The 20,435-nt window shown below is 46.5% G+C and carries 11 protein-coding genes and 2 pseudogenes; 4 read left to right on the plus strand and 9 right to left on the minus strand.

Going from position 1 to position 20,435, the window contains the following annotated elements; translation table 11 throughout:
- Positions 1–25: 25 nt before the first annotated feature.
- Complete coding sequence (gene gltB / locus QH73_RS16655; protein WP_039717066.1) at positions 26–4,753, plus strand: glutamate synthase large subunit; 4,728 nt, start codon at positions 26–28, stop codon at positions 4,751–4,753.
- Between the two features lie 246 nt (positions 4,754–4,999).
- Here the strand turns inward: gltB and QH73_RS16660 are convergent, their stop codons facing one another.
- The 8 genes and pseudogenes from QH73_RS16660 to QH73_RS16685 form a co-directional block, all read right to left on the minus strand.
- Positions 5,000–6,331: a PAS domain-containing sensor histidine kinase gene (locus QH73_RS16660; protein ID WP_039717065.1), complete on the minus strand. Its 1,332-nt coding sequence runs from the start codon at positions 6,329–6,331 to the stop codon at positions 5,000–5,002.
- A 616-nt stretch (positions 6,332–6,947) separates the two neighbouring features.
- The gene (locus QH73_RS16665; protein ID WP_039717064.1) at positions 6,948–8,810 is read right to left on the minus strand and encodes a CheR family methyltransferase; all 1,863 of its coding nucleotides are present in this window, start codon (positions 8,808–8,810) and stop codon (positions 6,948–6,950) included.
- A gap of 10 nt (positions 8,811–8,820) precedes the next feature.
- Entirely contained in the window at positions 8,821–9,429 is a 609-nt protein-coding gene (locus QH73_RS27835; RefSeq protein WP_201278202.1) for a chemotaxis protein CheB, read from the minus strand.
- Positions 9,430–9,966: 537 nt separating this feature from the next.
- A pseudogene (locus QH73_RS29195) lies at positions 9,967–10,518 on the minus strand (chemotaxis protein CheB); the annotation flags it as partial.
- A 252-nt stretch (positions 10,519–10,770) separates the two neighbouring features.
- Entirely contained in the window at positions 10,771–13,566 is a 2,796-nt protein-coding gene (locus tag QH73_RS16675) for a sensor histidine kinase (RefSeq protein ID WP_309476502.1), read from the minus strand.
- Positions 13,540–14,325 (minus strand): annotated as a pseudogene (locus QH73_RS28855) (PAS domain-containing protein); the annotation flags it as partial. The pseudogene QH73_RS28855 and the gene QH73_RS16675, both read right to left, overlap by 27 nt.
- A gap of 64 nt (positions 14,326–14,389) precedes the next feature.
- A complete protein-coding gene (locus tag QH73_RS16680; RefSeq protein ID WP_039717061.1) occupies positions 14,390–14,821 on the minus strand; it encodes a response regulator in 432 nt (143 codons plus the stop codon).
- 159 nt (positions 14,822–14,980) lie between these two features.
- Complete coding sequence (locus QH73_RS16685; protein WP_132867173.1) at positions 14,981–16,753, minus strand: PAS domain-containing sensor histidine kinase; 1,773 nt, start codon at positions 16,751–16,753, stop codon at positions 14,981–14,983.
- Between the two features lie 670 nt (positions 16,754–17,423).
- On the opposite strand from QH73_RS16685, the gene QH73_RS16690 reads away from it, so the two are divergent.
- Positions 17,424–18,170, plus strand: a complete 747-nt coding sequence (locus tag QH73_RS16690; RefSeq protein ID WP_039717060.1) for a response regulator — start codon at positions 17,424–17,426, stop codon at positions 18,168–18,170.
- Positions 18,171–18,225: 55 nt separating this feature from the next.
- Here QH73_RS16690 and QH73_RS16695 read toward each other — a convergent pair whose 3' ends face one another.
- Positions 18,226–18,651, minus strand: coding sequence for a YybH family protein (locus QH73_RS16695; protein WP_039717059.1), 426 nt, complete (start codon positions 18,649–18,651; stop codon positions 18,226–18,228).
- 158 nt (positions 18,652–18,809) lie between these two features.
- Between QH73_RS16695 and queG the strand changes: the two genes are divergently transcribed.
- Entirely contained in the window at positions 18,810–19,769 is a 960-nt protein-coding gene (queG, locus tag QH73_RS16700) for a tRNA epoxyqueuosine(34) reductase QueG (RefSeq protein ID WP_039717058.1), read from the plus strand.
- Positions 19,769–20,416, plus strand: a complete 648-nt coding sequence (locus QH73_RS16705) for an HAD-IA family hydrolase (RefSeq protein ID WP_039717057.1) — start codon at positions 19,769–19,771, stop codon at positions 20,414–20,416. Before queG ends, QH73_RS16705 begins: the two co-directional genes overlap by 1 nt.
- Positions 20,417–20,435: the final 19 nt, after the last annotated feature.

The following is a 20,435-nucleotide window of genomic DNA, read 5'->3' on the forward strand; positions in this document are numbered from 1 at the left end:
TAAAAACATAATTTAGAACTAGTCTATGGATGGCAACCGTATGAATCAAAATCAACACATAAATAATGCAATAAATTCTCACGCTGCGGATGCTGTTGAAGCAGTGAATTCCTACGTGGAACCCAGATGGCTAGTAGAAGAAAGAGATGCGTGTGGAGTTGGACTGATTGCCCAGCAGCAAAATATTCCCAGCCACGGTATTGTAAGTGCAGCACTTAAAGCATTGGGATGCTTGGAACACCGAGGTGGATGTAGTGCCGATAACGATTCTGGTGATGGTTCGGGAATTTTAAGTGCTATCCCGTGGGAACTGTTTCATGCCTGGATGAAAGAGCAAAATATTGCCATTCCACCCCAAGAACGCACGGGCATCGGTATGGTATTTTTACCGCAAGAACCCTCTGACGCGCAAATCGTCAGAAAGATCGTCGAACAAGTTGCTACTGCTGCTGGACTGACGGTTCTGGGTTGGCGAGTCGTCCCCGTGAAGCCAGAAATTTTAGGTATTCAAGCACGGGAAAACCAGCCGCAAATCGAGCAAATAATTGTCAGTTCCGAGCTAACAGGCGAAGAACTGGAACGACAACTCTATATTACCCGCCGTCGCATCGGTAAGGCGATCGCGCAACAAACTCAACTTCAATGGTCGGAACACTGCTATATCTGTTCCTTCTCCTGCCGTACCATCGTCTATAAAGGTATGGTGCGCGCTGCCGTATTGGGCGAATTCTACCAAGACTTAACAAACCCTGCTTATCAAAGTGCTTTTTGCGTCTATCATCGCCGCTTCAGCACCAACACCTTACCCAAATGGCCCCTTGCCCAACCGATGCGCTTGTTGGGACACAACGGCGAAATTAACACGCTGCTGGGTAATATTAACTGGATGCGGGCGAGACAAGCTGACTTAAACCACCCTGTATGGCAAGGCAATTTGGATGCCTTGAATCCAATCGTACAGCTCGATAACAGCGACTCTGCCACCTTAGACAATGTATTTGAATTACTGGTGCGTTCCGGTCGCAGCCCCTCGGAAGCTTTGATGTTGATGGTTCCCGAAGCTTACCAAAATCAACCAGAACTAGCACAATATCCTGAAATTGTAGACTTTTACGAATACTTCAGCGGTATCCAAGAAGCTTGGGATGGTCCCGCCTTACTCGTATTCAGCGATGGCAAAACTGTAGGAGCTACACTAGACCGCAATGGCTTGCGTCCGGCGCGGTATGTCGTCACCAAAGATGGGATGCTGGTGGTTGCTTCCGAAGCTGGAGTTGTAGACCTGAAAGAAAGCGAAATTGTTGAAAAAGGTAGACTCGGACCAGGACAAACCATTGCTCTAGACTTAAACGAAGGCAGTATCTTCAAAAATTGGGAAATCAAACAGCGCGTCGCCAAAGCGCATCCATATGGTGAGTGGCTGAAACAGTATCGCGTCGAACTAGGCAGGGGCGCACAGCTGTGCGCCCCTACAGAAACCACAAACCAGGACAACGGTAACGGCTCCACCCCACACCCCACACCCCACACCCCACACCCTTATCAAGATAGACAAACCCTACTGCGTCACCAAATCGCCTTCGGTTTTAGCAGCGAAGACGTAGAAATGACGATTCAGCCGATGGCGGCGGAAGGGAAAGAACCAACATTTTGTATGGGTGATGATATCCCCTTAGCTATCCTTTCAGGAAAGCCGCATTTGCTGTACGACTACTTCAAACAGCGGTTCGCCCAAGTTACCAACCCCGCGATCGATCCGTTGCGGGAAAGCTTGGTAATGTCGTTAAAAGTAGAATTGGGCGCTCGCGGGAACTTGCTCGACCCGCAAGCGGAAGATGCCCGACGCTTGCTGTTACACTCTCCCGTACTACAGCAAGCAGATTTGGAGGCAATTACCCAATCTGGCTTTGAGTGTGCCACGCTTTCGACGCAATATGACATTACTACCGGTCCCGCAGGATTGGCAAAAGCTGTAGAAAAGTTACAAGCCGATGCAGTTGCAGCTGTCAAAGCTGGCAAGCAAATTTTAATCCTGAGCGATCGCACGCATAATCCAATTAGCGCCGAAACTAGCTATATTCCACCCTTGTTGGCAATAGGAGCCGTACACCATCACCTGATCAAAGCTGGGCTGCGAATGAAAGCCTCGCTAGTGGTCGATACAGCGCAATGTTGGAGTACCCATCACTTTGCCTGTCTAATTGGCTACGGTGCATCTGCTGTATGCCCTTACCTCACCTTAGCCGCAGTGGAAAGTTGGCATGGCGACCCGAAGACTCAGCAGATGATGGAGCGGGGTAAAATGTCTAGTCTGACCTTACAACAAGCCTTAGATAATTACCAAAAAGCTGTCGAAGCAGGCATTTTGAAGATTCTGTCCAAAATGGGGATTTCGCTACTATCGAGCTACCAAGGAGCGCAAATCTTTGAGGCGATCGGCATCGGACACGATTTACTCGCTCTAGGATTTTACGGCACGACATCGCGCTTAGGCGGGTTGAGTATTAGCGAACTGGCAAGCGAAGTCCTATCCTTCCACACTCGCGCCTTCCCAGAAGTGACGGTGAAGAAGCTCGAAAACTTCGGTTTCGTCCAGTACCGTCCAGGGGGTGAATATCACATGAACAGCCCCGAACTGGCGAAGGCTTTGCACAAAGCTGTTGCTAGTCCAGGAGATCGCGACCATTACAACATTTACAAAAAACACCTGCAAAATCGTCCGTTAACTGCTTTGCGGGACTTACTCGACTTCCAATCCGATCGCAGTCCAGTGCCAATCGAAGAAGTGGAAACAGCTAGCGCCATTGTCAAGCGTTTCTGTACGGGTGGCATGTCTCTAGGGGCATTATCGCGGGAAGCGCACGAAGTACTGGCGATCGCTATGAACCGGATTGGTGGTAAATCTAACTCTGGTGAAGGCGGAGAAGATCCAGTTCGGTTCAAGGTTTTAGAAGATGTGAGTGAAGGGCGTTCCTCGCTGCTACCGCATCTCAAGGGTTTGAAAAATGGCGACACGGCATCTAGCGCGATCAAACAAGTTGCTTCCGGTCGATTTGGCGTGACACCAGAATACCTGATGAACGCCAAGCAGATCGAAATTAAAATCGCTCAAGGTGCAAAACCAGGCGAAGGCGGACAACTTCCAGGGAAAAAAGTCAGCCCCTACATCGCCATGCTGCGGCGTTCTAAACCAGGGGTAACATTGATTTCGCCGCCACCCCACCACGATATCTATTCAATTGAAGACTTGGCGCAGCTAATTTTCGACCTGCACCAGATCAATCCCAACGCCCAAGTTTCGGTGAAATTGGTAGCAGAAATCGGCATCGGGACGATCGCGGCGGGGGTAGCTAAAGCTAACGCCGACATCATTCAAATTTCGGGTCACGACGGTGGTACGGGCGCATCCCCCTTAAGTTCGATCAAGCACGCGGGTACGCCGTGGGAATTGGGACTGACAGAAGTGCATCGATCGCTAATGCAAAATAGTCTGCGCGATCGCGTAATTCTGCGCGTTGATGGCGGAATTAAGAGCGGTTGGGATGTGCTTATGGGTGCGTTGATGGGAGCAGAAGAATTCGGCTTCGGTTCGATCGCCATGATTGCCGAGGGTTGTATTATGGCGAGAATCTGCCACACGAATAATTGTCCCGTAGGTGTTGCTTCCCAACGGGAAGACTTGCGCCAGCGTTTCCCAGGGATTCCAGAACACGTTGTCAACTTCTTCTTATTTATTGCCGAAGAGACGCGCAGCTTATTGGCACGGTTGGGATATCGTTCTATCGATGAAATTGTCGGTCGCGCCGACTTGCTGAAAGTTAGGGAAGAGGTGCGGTTGACGAAAACGCAAACTCTCAATCTCGATTGCATCACCAAATTACCCGATACGAAAAGCGATCGCGCTTGGTTGTCACACGAAAGCGTCCACAGCAACGGACACGTCCTGGATGACGAGATTCTTGCCGATCCAGAAATTCAAGCCGCAATTCAAAATCAATCTGCCGTAAGCAAAACCTACAACGTCGTCAACACCGACCGTACCGTAGGCGCGAGAATTGCGGGTGCGATCGCTTCCCATTACGGCGATGATGGATTTGAAGGACAACTCGACCTCAACTTTACGGGTGCGGTAGGACAGAGTTTCGGCGCATTCAACTTATCGGGAATGACTTTGAAACTCGTTGGGGAAGCCAACGACTACGTAGGTAAAGGGATGCATGGTGGTGAAATTGTCATCACGCCTCCTCCAGAAGCTAACTACGCGGCGGCTGAGAATGTCATCGTCGGTAACACCTGCTTGTATGGGGCGACGGGTGGAGTGCTTTTTGCTAACGGAATCGCAGGCGAACGCTTTGCAGTCCGCAACTCCAAAGGTGTAGCGGTCATTGAAGGTGCAGGCGATCACTGTTGCGAATACATGACTGGTGGGACGATTGTTGTTCTGGGTAAAGTTGGGAGAAACGTCGGTGCGGGGATGACGGGTGGATTAGCCTACTTCCTTGACGAAGAGGGGAATTTCCCTGAGTTAGTCAACCACGAAATCGTCAAGCTGCAACGAGTCAATTCGCCTGCGGGAGAACAACAGTTGCGTCAATTGATTCAAACTCATGCCGAAAGGACGAATTCTGCTAAAGCGCGGGCAATTTTAGCGAATTGGTCGAACTATTTGCCTAAATTCTGGCAAGTCGTACCACCTTCTGAAGCTGATGTGCCTGAAGTTACGGTAGGTAAAGAGTTGAGTTCTGTGAATTAGGGGAGTCGGTAGGGGCGCACAGCTGTGCGCCCGTACGAGGAGTCGGGAGTCGGTGGGAGTTTTGCAATTAAAGTAAAGCTCTCGATCCCCCCTGGTTCCCCCCTTCAAAAGGGGGGAAATAATAGCCCCCTTGTTAAGGGGGTTGGGGGATCTCCTGCGACTTTGCCTCTCAACCGAAGGGGGAAATAATAGCCCCCTTGTTAAGGGGGTTGGGGGATCTCCTGCGACTTTGCTTTTTAACCAAGTCTATTGCTGCTCTCCAACCTGACGCGGTAACTCGACGTAAAATGTCGAGCCTTGCTCTACTTTACTTTCAACCGAAATTTTTCCTCCCATCATCTTGACTAAGGAATCTGTAATTGCTAATCCCAGTCCCGTACCTCCATGCTGGCGCGTCAGCGTTTGGTTGCCTTGGCGGAATGGTTGAAAAATCGATTGCAAGTCTTCTGGAGCAATCCCAATTCCCGTATCTTCTACTGCGATCGCAATCCGGTCTGAACCTAATTCCCACACTCTAACTTCAACCCTACCAACCTCAGTAAACTTGATTGCATTTGATAGCAAATTGAGTAAGATTTGCCGCAGACGAACGCTGTCATTAGTAATTATGGGGGATTCTATAGCAAACGATCTCTGTAATTTTAGCTGTTTCTGTTCGGCTAAACAGAGCATTTCTTCTGTTGTTGCTATAACTAAATCGACGACATTTAAAGGCTCTAATTTTAAAGTCAACTTGCCAGCTTCAACTTTGGAAAAGTCAAGAATATCTTCAATTAAAACTAACAAATGCCTCCCACTATTAAGGATACGCGACACCATATTTTCTTGGGTTTGAGGCAAGGCGCTTTGAGTCTGACGCAGTAATAACTGAGAAAATCCAACGATCGCATTTAAAGGACTGCGTAGCTCGTGAGACATAATTGCTAAAAAATGCGCTCTCAGCTTTGCGGCTTCTTGTAGTTGCAAGTTTTGCAATTGAACGGCGCGAATCGTCGCTTCCGCTTGTTTACGGGCAGTGATATCTCGGATTAGCCACCGCCATCCCCTGGGGTTGCCACTCGCATCATATATGCTTGATACCGTCACGGCAGCATCAAAGGCGACAGCATGGCGCGGACAAATTGTCAATTCCCATTCTTGCATCTGTTGCATTTGAGACATTTTTTGCAACTGAGTGCGAAAAGCTTGCCGTTGTTCGGAGGGAACGTAGTTAATCAGCGGTTTACCAACTAAGAATTGCTGTGGCACGTTGAGTAGTTTAGCAGCAGCACGATTGGCTTCGCGAATTTTTCCAATTGTATCTGTCACAATGTAGCCATCGGGGGCAAACTCGAATAAGTCCAGGTAACGCTGGCGCTCGATATCAATTTGAGAACGCGCGATCGCCAGTTCTTCATTTTGGGATAATATTTCTTCTTCTGCTACGTGTAATTCCTCTAGGGTTATTCGTAGTTCTTCTAGCGATTGTTCTAGTAATTCTGCCCGTTGCTCTGGTGATGCTACTTTGGTGCGCTTGTATAACAGGGCTGCTTGTTTATAGGTGGCTTCTATTTTTTGATTAAATACCCTCGCGTCCATGTTACACCTCCACCAATCGAGATTGTAGCAGTGGGTTGACCATGTGTTGTATGGCGATCGATCTTTGAGCTAAACCTAACCCTCTGAAGGTAGAAACAAGGCAGCGCTTTGACCTGACATTGACAGTGGTGTGAAATAAAATAGCGATCGATAATATATACATGGTTTTTAAAAAAAAATTCTGTCAAAATTGCTATTTTTTGAGACTTTTAGCTAATCGGTTTGCTAGAGTCGGTAAAGTCAGGTGTTATTTTTAACGCGAAGGTTTTGATAAAAATGCAATATTCGTACTAGTAACATCAATATAAGTTAAGTGATGTATGTACGGTAGGCAACATTATTTTTTTTTCACTTTTATTCAGTCGTTCAATAAAAAAATAGCTAATAAAGTGTTTCTCTCAAACCTACTGAAAGGAAGAGAATAACTCAGTCAAAAGCTTTATTTAATCAGTTATCAGTTATCAGTTATCAGTTATCGAGGAGTCACCGATCGCTGCTCCCTGGTCACTGCTCCCTGGTCGCTGGTCACTGTTCACTGGTCACCGATCGCTGCTCCCTGGTCACTGTTCACTGTTCACTGTTCACTGGTCACTGCTCCCTGCTCCCTGCTCCCTGGTCACTGGTCGCTGTTCGCTGACTCTTGTTCTTCCATCAACATGATTACCCCGTGAATTCCTTGCCTAGCGTCCATTAAAGGGGTGAGAGTAACTTTACATTGGATCGCCTTACCGCGCCGATTGATCGCATCTAGAATCACTTCAATAGAGCGAGATTCTCCTGCTAGACAGGAACGGATTTGTTGTCGCAACTGTCCGACTGGTAGACCAATATCGAAGTTTAAAAAATGTTGTCCTTCAACTTCGTTACTGCGCAAGCCCCAGAGATCTTCGGCTTTATTATTCCAAACTTGGACTTGCAGTTCGCGATTCACGACTACCACTCCACCGCGCAGACTAGTGAGGATCGACTCTAGAAAGGCATTGACTTGATTCAGTTCGTCGCTGCGCAATCGCAGTTCTTCATTAATTGTCTGCAACTCTTCATTGGAAGATTGCAGTTCTTCATTCATGGTTTCCAATTCTTCGTTAGTCGATTGCAGTTCCTCGTTTGTTGTCTCCAGTTCTTCATTAGAAGATTGCAACTCTTCGTTGGTTGTCTCTAATTCTTCATTGGTTGACTGCAATTCTTCATAAGCCATTTCCAATTCTTGATTGGAATGTTCTAGTTCCTCTTGCAACCGTCGCGAGCGGCTAACATCGATAAAAACAATGCTGCATCCCAGCATTCTCCCGTTAATGTCTTGCAGGAGCGATATTTGTACGTCAAAATACAAAGTCTCTCCAGAGGAAGAAATCCACTCTACCTCTGTTTGGTTGACGGTACGCCGTTCAGCATAGGCTTGGTCAATCCGAGAGCGCAGTTCTAGAGGGCGGTAAGAAATTTCTAAGTCTTGCAGCGGACGACCCAAATCTCTAGGATGAATATTAAATAAGTTGCGGGCGCGTTCGTTAGCTAATGTGAGTAGTCCATTGACATCGATCGCTATCTGTGCAGTGGAATTGAGGTCGAATGCTGTATCCCGAATGCGGACGTGGCTAGCTAAATAATTTGCTTCGTCATCGACGTGATTGTTCCCCATAAGCAACAAGCGATCGCGCATATTTCCTTTAGGAACTTTAATAAAAATTCGTCGCTTCAAATCAACCGGCGTGAAAGAATCGCCGTGACTGAGTAACATTTCTGCTTTACCTAAAAATAAGAAGCCAGCATCATTTAAAGCAAAGTGAAAGCGGGCAATAATTCTCGATTGAGCTTCAGCATTGAAATACATCAACGTGTTGCGACATAACAATAAGTCAATGCGGGAAATAGGTGCATCTTGTAACAAGTCATGACGACCGAAAATCACCGAACGGCGGAGGTCTTTACGAAAAGTATAAACCCCGTTGGAATTCTCAAAATAAAGTTCTAACATTTCCGGCGGAACGGAACTCACCTCTCGTTCGTTAAAAGTAGCGTGGCGGGCTTGGTTGAGCGCTTCTTCATCCACATCTGTTGCATAAATTTTGACGCGCTGACGCAACTGCTCGATGCCCACTACCTCAGCCATCACCATTGCTAAAGTGTAAGCCTCTTGTCCCGAAGCACAGCCAGCACTCCAAATCCGAATTGGTTCTGTAGGTTCCTTGCGGGCAGTAATTCGAGGCACAATTTCTGTTGTCACGTAGTCCCAAGTCGCGCGATCGCGAAAAAAGGACGTGACATTGATCAAAATTGTGTTGAATAAATAGACGAATTCCTCTGGTGCTACCTCTAGACGATCCATATAATCGCTAAAGCTGTCGAGATCGAGCGTCTGCATTCGTTTGCGCACTCGCCGCATCAAACTAGAACGCTTATACCCTGTAAAATCAAAGCCGCGATTGCGTTTAATGTAGTTAATTAACGCTTCAAACTCCGCATTAACCTCATCCGTCATCCCTCACCCCTCATCCCTTTACCTCAACTGCAACTAGTTTTACCAAGGCAGGGGCAATCTCGTTCAACGGTAAAACCAGATCGACAACGCCAGTATTAATGGCTGCTTCTGGCATTCCACCAAATTCAGCAGTTTTGTAGTCTTGGACAATGACAGTTCCACCCATTTCTTCAATTGCTCTGACTCCCATTGCACCATCGCTACCCATACCCGTCAAGACAACTGCGATCGCCTGTTGTTTGAAACTGGCGGCTACCGATTCAAAGAGCAAATCTGCTGAAGGACGAACAAAATGTACGAGTTCTGAGTGGGACAACGACAGGCTACCATCTGCATTAACTAATAGGTGATGGTCTGGCGGCGCAATGTAAACTGTCCCCGTACGCAAATAATCTCCCGGTCGAACTTGTACGACAGGCAGCTTTGTGCGACGGCTGAGAATATCTGCCATCATACTAGGGTAGTGAGGGCTGACATGCTGAACTACAGTAATAGCAGCAGGAAAATTTGCTGGTAATGCCGATAGAACTTGGCTCAGAGCACTCAATCCTCCTGCGGAGGCGCAGATCGCTACAACTTTCTGAGGCGGCGAGGAGTCTTCCAAGGCAGGATGTTCCATTTTTGCTTCAGGAGTGACTCCCGAGGCTGCAATACTCTGCGATCCTACCACTTGTCCATTCGCTACTGATGTATCGCTGCCGTTACTGTCGCTTTTTAAGATCAGTTGGCGCACTAAAGTCGCCTGTTGATGTGCGGCTCGCGCTTGTTCTTCAAACCGTCTAGCAGAATAAGTTTGCTGGCGATCGCGGGCGCGATTTCTCAATCGCTCTGTCAGGGCAGCTTTTTCTTCCAATGCTCGCAGTGCGCTCCACAGTGCATCTTCCAATGACTCTGACTGAGCGGCAAGTAAACTATCTGTAGAGTAAGCGTGACCCGTGCGACAGCGGAAGCGCATCAGCCTGCCTTCATCCAGTTCCCACAGCACGCCACCGCAATCTGGGCAAGCATACGGGGAGGGCGTACCAGGGCGATCGGGGTTTTGCATAGCATTTAACTCTAGTTCTGCCATGTCAGCCTCCATTTCCATATCATCAGATACGGTTGTTGTTTCTGTTACTACAGGCTGGTTCGCCAGCTCTACAAGCAAGGCTGCCATCTCTGTCACGGGTAAAATGCGATCGACTTCTACATTTTCAATTGCACTGCGCGGCATTCCTGAATACATTGCCTCTTCAGGATCTTGGACGATCGCCACGCCGTCTCGTTGCTTCACCGCCATCAGTCCTGCTGTCCCGTCATCTAGCGTCCCCGACAGTACCACGCCTACAACCCTTTGTCCGTATACCCGTGCTGCCGTGCGAAACAATGGATCTACCGCAGGGCGATGACCGTTTTCTTTAGGACCGCGAGCCAGAGTAATCGAGCCGCGTTTGACGAGCAAGTGGCGATCGGGTGGTGCGACATAAATTTTGCCATATTCGATCTGCTCGCCATCTTGAGGATGGAATGCTTTGGGGGAGGATTGCTTCTGACGCTTGGCGATCGCCCGATTGAGAATTTTCGGGAGAACACTATAACCTTCAGAGGGAATGTGTAGTACGACAAAAATTGCCGCTGGAATATCCGCCGATAAAAGGCTTAGCAGTTGAGACAGCGCTTCTACCCCACCAGCAGAAGCACCGATAACAATTATGTCGCGTCCGGGCATTGGTTAGTTAGGGAGTAGGGAAGAGAGACAAGGGGGACAAGGAAGCAGAGGAGCAGAGGGGCAGAAGGGCAATCGGAATAAATAAAGAATAACTATCTGGTAGTCTTTGTTTATCTATTTAATCAAACTAAGTTCACGCTAACAGAATATTAGATAAATAGCTTCATTCTTGAGAAAGTATAGAGCAGGGCAGAAGTCAGAAGTCGGAATTAACTAATAACTGATAACTGATAACTGATAACTGGTCGCTGGTCACTGGTCACCGGTCACTGTCTTCGGTAACTCAACGTGAAATGTCGAACCTTTACCTAGTTGACTTTCAACGGAAATTTTGCCTTGCATCATGTGGACTAGCGATTTGGTAATTGCTAAACCTAAGCCAGTCCCACCATGTTTGCGGGTTGTCGTTTGATCGACTTGACGAAATTCTTCAAAAATATGCTCTAGTTCCGATGTAGCAATACCAATACCAGTATCCTTGACACTCAGCATAAATTGTGTACTGGAAAGTTCGCAAGTTTTGATTTCTATACAACCAGATTCAGTAAATTTAATTGCATTAGAGAGTAAGTTGACTAATACTTGACGCAGGCGGTTACTATCATTAACAATTGTCAAGTTTTCGGTCTGCAAATCGACATTGATAGGTAACTGCTTCTGCTCCGCCAGAGGTCTAAGTTCATCAATAGTTGATATAACTAAACGATCTAAGCTAATTAATTCTAATTGCAGTTCTAGCCGACCTGATTCAATTTTAGATAGATCGAGAATATCGTTAATTAAAGCAAGGAGATGTTTGCCATTACTCAAAATGCGATCGATCATGCCAGATTGAGTTGCAGACAGAGCCGCAGAACGCTGACGTAACAAAACTTGCGCAAAACCAATCACGGCATTCAAGGGCGTGCGTAGTTCGTGAGACATGGTGGCGAGAAACTGAGATTTCAGCCGTGCTGCTTCGATCAATTGGAGATTTTGCTGCTCGATCCGTTGTCTGGTTAACTCCAGTTCTCGATTTTGTTGAGCTAAAGTCAAATTTTGAGCAGCTAGCCGTTCTTCCCTTTCCTCTAAAGCCTCGATTAAGCGAGCATTCCCGATCGCGATCGCCGCCTGTTCTCCTACCGCTGCCATTAAATTTTGGTCTTCGGGGTCGAAGGCATCAAGATTTTGCCAATTTCCCACCACTAATACACCCAAACGCTCTCCATTCATCGAAGCGATCGGCACTGCATACAAAGAACTAGGGGCTGGAGAGAATTCGGAATTCGGAATTCGGAATTCGGAATTAAATTCTCCTTGTCCCCCTTGTCCCTCTTCCCTACTCCCTGCTCCCTGCTCCCTGCTCCCTCTCATCAACCGCGTTTCCCCAGTCTCAAATACCTGCCTCAAGACTCCCAGATCGGGATCGAAAATTTCGGTTAAGAGCAATCTTTCCTTGCCAATACCCGCTGTGGCAGAAGTTTCTAATTCGTCAGTTGCAGAATTGTAAGTGGCGATCGCGGCAAAATCTGCATCGGGAATTCCATCACAGACAGCTCCGACGATAACGTGTAGTAGCTCGGATACGTCGGTTAAGCGTTGGTTGAGCAGGTTGCCAATCCGCTGTAAGACGCGCAGTTGTTGCTGCTGTTCGCCCAAAATGACGATCGCCTGACGCAGATTTTCACCAATTTCATTAGCCTCTTGATAAAGCCGTCCGTTATCTACTGCTAATCCAGCCCGACGACCGAGATCCTCGGCAAATGTCAAGTCGGCATTAGTATAAACTCGCTGTGACTCAGCTGCCACAAAACTAATTGCTCCGAGCGTTCTACCGCGTGCTTGAATTGGGACGCACAGCGCCGATTTCATCTGAATTTGGTGCAAACTTTGCAAATGGTCGCGATCGCGGGCAAGACTTTGGAGTAAGTTATCGTCAATCTCTGGGTATAAAACTGACTCCCCAGTATGGATAACCTGGGATACGCCCAACGTGCTATTTGAACTAACAGGGTAGTGACAAGCTAAAGCTTCTAGCCACCGTACCTGAGATAGTGCGGAATGAGCCACGCTCACTTGCCGGATCGAGCCGTCTGTTTCGAGAATGTGAATGCTGCACCAATCTGCTAGCTGCGGTACGCTCAGTTGAGCTAGGTTATTCAAAATAGTTTGATAATCTAGAGAAGCAGCCAGAATGTTGCTAGCTTCAACTAAAAATCGTTCTTGTTCTTCAATTCGCTTGCGCTCAGTAATATCAACAAATGCCCCTATACTGCCTCGGCATTGACCTTGTTCGTCAAATAAAGGGGCGGCATTGCCAAGCAATTTGACTGGGGGCGTACCTTCTTTGATTACTAAGTCTAACTCTACATCTAACACTGGTTGACCGCTGCTTGCCGCTTGTTGCATGGGTAACTCGGAAGCAGGAATTTCTTGACTTTGACGGAAGACTTTGTAACTTGGTCGTTCCTCTAATGGCGCGCTTTTAGAAGCGTTAGCATTTGGTGATAGCCCCATGAGCTTTGCCATCGCTGAGTTGACGCGAATATATTGGCATTTCGGATCTTGGGCGATCGCAATTCCCAATGGAATCACGTCGAGCAGCGTTTCCAACTCATTGACTCGCCGCGCCAAATTTTGGTTGAGGTTGATAATTTCAGCTTCCGAACGTTTGCGATCGCTCAAATCGACAGTAAAACAAATTGCCGTATCGGGCGACTGTTCTACAACTGCTGCACCTAATAGTACTGGCACTCGCGTTCCGTCTTTACGGATATACTCTTTCTCGTAATAGTTAAAACTGCCAGCCGTGCGCAGTTGTTCGACGACAAGTCGATTCTGCTCAGCATATTCTGGTGGTGTCATTTTTTGCCAGTGCAACTTTCCCGCTTTTAAGTCCTGCTGAGTGTAACCCACCATTTGTAAAAAAGCTTGATTTGCCTCAATAATTTCACCACTCAATTTGGTTAATATCACACCTACGATATTTGTCTCCGCCAAGCGCTGGAACCGAGATTCGCTCGCTTTAAGGGCAGCATCCAGTCTTCTACTCTCCGTAATGTCGCTCACAATTCCCGACATCCGGTACGGATAGCCGCGAGCATCTCTTTGAGCTTTTCCCCTAGCCACGCAATGGCGATATTCCCCAGAGGAGTGAAGCATCCGAAACTCAGCTTCACATTTATCTCCGTGTAGCAGGTGATTTCTGACTACGGTTTTGATCTCGGGTAAATCTTCTGGATGAATTAAATCTAACAGCGCTGTGGGGGTGTGAGTAAATTCTGCCCGCTCGACCCCAATAATTTCTAATAACCTATCGTTACAATAAACTTCATCGGTGGTACAGTACCAATCCCACACCCCATCATTAGCAGCTTCTAGTACTAATCGATAGCGTTCCTCGCTTTCCCTTAATTTACTGTTTGCCTCTTGAGCTGCCAATTCTGCTTTATGCAGGCGGATAGCATTGCGGAGAGTCTGGCTTAGTCCCTCTACCGACAGTTTAGATTTCGACAAATAGTCATATGCCCCCGCTTTCATTAACTGGACGGCGATTTGCTCATCTCCCTGCCCTGTCAATACCACCAAAGGAACTGTAAAGCCCAAAGAGCGGATTTGTTGCACTAAACTCAATCCATCGCCATCTGGCAAGCGATAATCTAAAAATACGCAGTCAAACTGCTGCTGTTGCAACTGGGCGATCGCTTCAGCACAGCCATTTGCTTCTGACAAGTCCATCTTCACCCCAGCAGTGACTAGCGCTCGCCTCACTGCCATGCGATCGACTTCATCATCATCTACAACTAGAATTTTGACTGCTTCTTCCATAAGAATCTGGAATCGGGAGTGGTATATACCCTGCTCCCTGCTCCCTGCTCCCTGCTCCCTTCACTTAAGGCATTTCACTTAAAGTCCAATAATTATTCAGCGTTGCCATAACTTGGATAAAGTTATCGAACGTGACTGGTTTGAGAATATATCCAGCGACATTCAGGTTGTAAGCCTCAACTTTATCTCTGTCTTCGTTAGATGTCGTCAACATCACGACAGGTATCTGTTTGAGATTGGCATCACCTCGCAATTCTCGTAAAAATTCAATTCCATTCATTCTGGGCATGTTTAAATCTAATAAAATTAATCGCCGCTCTTGCGGGATTGGCGATGGTTCGCTTTCACTTCCTCGCAAGATTGACAATGCTTCTATCCCATCACTAGCCGTATAGAGTGGATTGGTAATGTTATTTTTCTTAAACGCTCTTTTTACGTTCATGACATCCACTTCGTCATCCTCGACAAGCAGAATATGTATCATCTTGTCTTTCATTATGAAGTTTTATATATTCCATCTTGACTAAAATTGGAGCCTATACACCTCAATCGTTTGTAGTATTTTTGAGGGAGCAGGGAGTATTGAGTGGTTAGTGGCTAGTGGCTAGACTTTTCTCTAGTCACTAGCCACCAGCCACTAGTCACTGATAACTGCTCACTTCTTCCAAGTAAAATAAAAAGCTGCTCCTTCTCCTGGCTGTGACTTTAGCCGAATAGTACCTCCTTGTTGTTCGACAATTTTTTTGACGATCGCTAAGCCGATTCCCGTGCTTTCGATTGTGTCACGGGGCGACAGAGTTTGGAAGATACCAAATATCTTGTCGTGATATTCGGGCGCAATTCCGTCCCCGTCATCGGCTACGACAAATTCATAATTTGAGGCATACTCTTGCACGGAAATACTAACTCTGCCATCCTGCCTGGGGTGGTATTTAATGGCGTTGCTAATTAAGTTAGTAAAGACTTGTTGTAAAGGCAATTTTTCACTCAGGATTGTCGGCATGGGTGCAATTTCAATTGAGAACGTTTCAGGTGGAGAGAGAGAGTCAACGACCTCTGCTAACAAATCTCCTAGAGAAACTTCAGATTTTGGCGTGTCCATCCGTCCGACGCGGGAATATTGCAGCAATCCGTTAATTAAGGCTTCCATGCGATGGACGCGCCCCCGGAGTAGGTTCATTTGGTGGCGCGTGTCTGCTGTCAGTTTGTCTGATAGATCTTCTTCAATCCATTCTGATAAATTGGCGATCGCTCTCAATGGTGCTTTGAGATCGTGAGACGCAACGTAAGCAAACTGATCTAATTCTTGATTGCGCTTTTCTAACGTCACGTTGGTTTGCGCTAGCACGGTTGTGAGATAAGTTAATTCCTCTGCCCGCGTTTTGAGTGCGTCTTCCGAAGCTTTGCGATCGCTAATATCCAAACAGCAGCCAATATATCCAGCAAAACTCCCGTCGGGGGTAAACCGAGGACTGCCTTTTTCAAAGATCCAACGGTACTTACCATCCGCCCGTCGCAGGCGAAATTCTTGCGCGAACTCTTGCCGACTGTGAAAAGCTGATAAATAAGTTTCCACGCAACGAGAGACATCTTGAGGGTGTACTGCTTCAGTCCAGCCTTCGCCTAATTCCTGTTTTAAACTGCGTCCGGTAAAATTTAACCAAGATTGATTGGCAAACTCCCACAAACTGTCAGTCCCAGCCATCCAGATCATCAGGGGTGTGCCGTCTGCCATCGTGCGAAATCGAGCTTCGCTTTCCCGCAATTCTGCTTCTGCTTGCTTGGCTGCGGTGATATCCAACATCAATCCCCGCAGTTTAGATTTTCCCTCACGATCGCGAGCAAAGTGCAGGCGATCGCGCAGCCACACCACGCGCCCGTCTGCGGCTATACAGCGGTATTCCAAACTACAATCGCGACCTAGCTTTTCCTGGTGGTAAGACTGTACTACCCTTGCCCGATCTTCAGGGTGAATGAGATTCTGCCAAAAGTTCGGCTGCTGTAGCCACTGTTCCACAGGGTAGCCTAAAATTTCTGCTGCACTTTGACTGACGAAGGTAAATCGCGCCGTTGCTGGATCGTATTCCCAAACAATCGTGTCTTCCAGCCCGTTGACTAAATCTTGAAATCTCTGTTGTACGGCTTCTAGTTGTGTTACTTCTGGTTGTGTCTTTGCCGATTCCGGTACGGTTGATTTTACATCGGTTTGAGTAATAAAAGCGACTTGCCGAGCCGATCCGTCACTCTCTTTTGGGATAACTTGTTCTTGCCACCAATAATAGTTTCCATCTGCTGCCAAAACTCTGTAGGAGACAGTATAAGCCTGCTGGCGAGCGATCGCTTGCTGCCGTTGCTGGTAATAGCGATCGCGATCTTCAGGATGGATGGTCTGCCAAAGTTCCCCAGGAACTGTTTCTATTTGGCTCATTTAGTTTTTGACTGTATTAGCAACTTGATTTTCTATGCTAGGAAAAATTCTATTACACTGTTAGATAGATAAATTTTATCTAGATAGCATCTCAGTTGAAAGGTTAACTTACTCTCTTTGCCAGAAAGGGTAATATCTAAATATTGAAATTCTCGAAAACCCCTTATATGTAAGTCTTTCTGGTAAATATTGATAGAAATCACCGTTCTTTATCCAAAAAAAAATATAATTACGATCGAGTTAAGATTTATTATAAGTTTAAGTCGGGATAACTCAAATAAAAAAAATTAAAACAAGAGAAGATCGACAAGTTCTCTCTTGAGAGGGATGAAAAAAACTGGATAAAAGTATTAAAGCCATAAGTAGAGGTTTTTGCAGGATAGCAAAAGATCGTCTTGGCAATTATGGAGCATGAAAGCAAATGAGGATGGCAATGTAAATAAAAGTACTAAGATTAGATTATCGAACAAAGCTAGAGTTAAAAACTTACTTGATACAGCAATCCTACAAGAGTTTATGGAATGGCTAGAGCAGTGAGTAAGGGCTGCGATCTACCTCGCTTTGAATCCCACTTTACTTTTAGTTGTAGGACATGCAGCCAAAGCATCATCTGTCATTTATTACCAGACCAATGACAAATGACCAATGACAAATGACAAATGTAAAAAACATGAGTAAAATTCGCGTTGCTTTAATTGAAGACCACGATCTCACTCGCGTCGGGATCAGAACAGCACTACAACAGCGGCAAGAACTTGAAGTGGTAGGTGAAGCTGCCAACGCTAGCGAGGGTTTGCAGTTATTGCAGACAGTCCATCCCGATATTGCGATCGTGGATATCGGTTTACCTGATAAAGATGGCATTGAACTAACTAGGGAGATTAAGGCAGCCGCAAGCGAGGGAGAAGGATTCACTACCAAAGTTTTGATCTTGACTTTGCGAGACAATCGAGAAGCAGTGTTAGCTGCTTTTGCGGCGGGGGCTGATTCTTATTGCATGAAGGATATTAGTTTCGATAACTTACTAGAAGCATTGCGCGTCACCCACAGCGGCAATGCTTGGATCGATCCCGCGATCGCCCGCATTGTTTTACAGCAAGTCAAACCCGCACCTGCCGAAGTTCCTGCTGCTGTAGTCGCTGAAGTTAGTAAAGAAGACAAAGACAACAAAACTGTTGCTATCCATGCAGCTGATGAAGACTACGACCAAATGTTAGCTGCTTACCCCCTCACCGAAAGGGAATTAGAGGTATTGCAACTGATTGTAGAAGGTTGTAGTAATGCTGTAATTGCGGAAAAACTTTACATTACCGTTGGTACGGTAAAAACCCACGTCCGCAACATCCTGAACAAACTCTGCGCCGATGACCGCACCCAAGCCGCAGTCCGCGCCCTGAGATCTGGGCTAGTTGGTTAGGTCTTTAGTAGAGACGCGATGTATTGCGTCTCTACAGATACATATTTACAACTTCCTATCGCTTCAAACTCAACAACTCCTGCGGTGAGCCTAAGAGTTTGATTTTGGTGGCAGCAATTTCTTGCTGAGAATTGAGTAAAAAGAACCAAGAAACGTTCACGCCAAACACAGGGGTTTGCACTTTCCCCACGACTTGCACTTCCAAATCGCCATTTTCCACAACCTGGGAAATTCCTCGCTCTGGCTCCAACTTCATTCCTTGAGCTTCCCCCTGCAAGAAGGAAGCGATCGCCTCTCGTCCCAAAATTCCTGCTTCAAAAGGAGGATACATCACTCCATCTGTAGCGAATAAATTTGCACAGGCTTGATAATTTTCTGTATTTAAAGTGTCAAAGTAACGAACAATTGTAGATTCTGTAATGCCTGTTATTTGTTGTACCGTATCCTGCTGCGATCGCGTTGATGCTTCCATGCGATTCATTCATCCCTCTCGACAAAAACAGCTTGCTCTTAACGCTCACGATCGCATATAAGAGTAGGTCAAAACCTGCCCCTATAGAAGGATTCTAGAATTTGTGATTCGTAGTTCGTCATCAATCATTTGGGTGTACTATCCAAATGACCAATGACCAATGACCAATGACTAACCTAACCAGCGACCAAATCAAACAAAAAGCCTTAGAATTAGGGTTTCACAAAGTCGGCATTGCCGCAGTAGAAGCAGTAGGAACTGCGGAGCGGCAGAGGTTGCAAGCTTGGTTGCAACTGGGATACCAAGCAAACATGGCATGGATGGCAAACCCCAAGCGCGAGGATATTCGTTTAGTCATGCCAGAAGTGCGATCGCTAATTTGCGTGGCGCTCAACTATTACACTCCTCACCAACATTCTACAGATCTAGCAAATGCAAAAATTTCTCGTTATGGCTGGGGTAGAGATTATCACAAGGTACTGCACAAAAAGCTTAAAGCCTTGACTCAGTGGTTGCGATCGCAAGCAGCAGATATCCAAACGCGATTCTATGCCGATACGGGTCCAATTCAAGATAAAGCGTGGGCGCAACAAGCAGGTATCGGCTGGATTGCTAAAAATGGTAACGTAATTACACGAGAATACGGCTCTTGGGTATTTTTGGGTGAAGTGCTGACTGACTTAGTTTTGACCCCAGATCGACCCCATACGCAACATTGCGGTAATTGTACTCGCTGCCTAGAGGCATGTCCGACACAAGCAATTACGCAGCCTTTTGTCGTCGATGCCAATCGCTGCATTGCTTATCATACAATCGAAAATCGTGCCGAACAGTTACCTGAAGCGATCTCTTCCCGTCTTAATGGTTGGGTAGCTGGTTGCGATATTTGTCAAGATGTTTGTCCTTGGAACCAGCGTTTTGCTCGCACGACAGATATTAACGAATTTCATCCTTATCCGCACAATCTTGCCCCAAAACTCACAGAACTAGCAACAATAGAAGACGGCGAGTGGGATCGGCGCTTTACAGGTTCAGCCTTGCGGCGGATCAAACCCGAAATGCTGAGAAGGAACGCCCGTGCTAATCTTGAATCGTCGGCTACGATTGTTTATTCCGATTCACTGTAATGACCATTAAGGTGATATTTTTTGATTTTGACGGTACTATTGCCGATACACTTCACTCCATTGTCGGTATTACTAATCGCTTAGCTGTAGAATTCGGACATAAACCCATCAGCACCGCAGAAATTGCTCAGATTAAAAACCTAAGTTCGCGTCAAATTATCAAACAATCAGGAATATCAATTCTCAAATTTCCCCTGTTAGTTGCTAGAGTCAAATCAGAGTTGAATGCAGAAATTTCTAAAATTCAACCTTTTCCCGAGATTAAAGAAACTCTACTCGAATTGAGAAAACGAGTCGATAAAGTCGGCATCCTGAGTTCTAACTCTAAAGACAATATTTTTGCTTTTTTGGAACTCAATGATATGGATTATTTCTTTGACTTTATTTACACAGAAGCCGCTCTCTTCAGTAAGAGTAGAGTCATCAAAAAGATTTTGAAGCAAGAGAGGATTGCACCGTCAGAGAGTGTCTATGTCGGCGATGAAACCAGAGATATAGAAGCAGCAAAAAGAAGTAAAGTCACTGCGATCGCTGTTAGTTGGGGTTTCAACTCCGCCGCAGCGCTGGAACAATATCAGCCCGATTTTCTCATCCACCAACCAGCAGAACTGATCGCGGCGATCGACAAATTAAATACTAGTTGTTAGTTGACGGTTGACAGTTGAT

The sequence above is a fragment of the Scytonema millei VB511283 genome (genome assembly GCF_000817735.3).
GTDB classification, from domain to species: Bacteria; Cyanobacteriota; Cyanobacteriia; order Cyanobacteriales; family Chroococcidiopsidaceae; genus Chroococcidiopsis; species Chroococcidiopsis millei_B.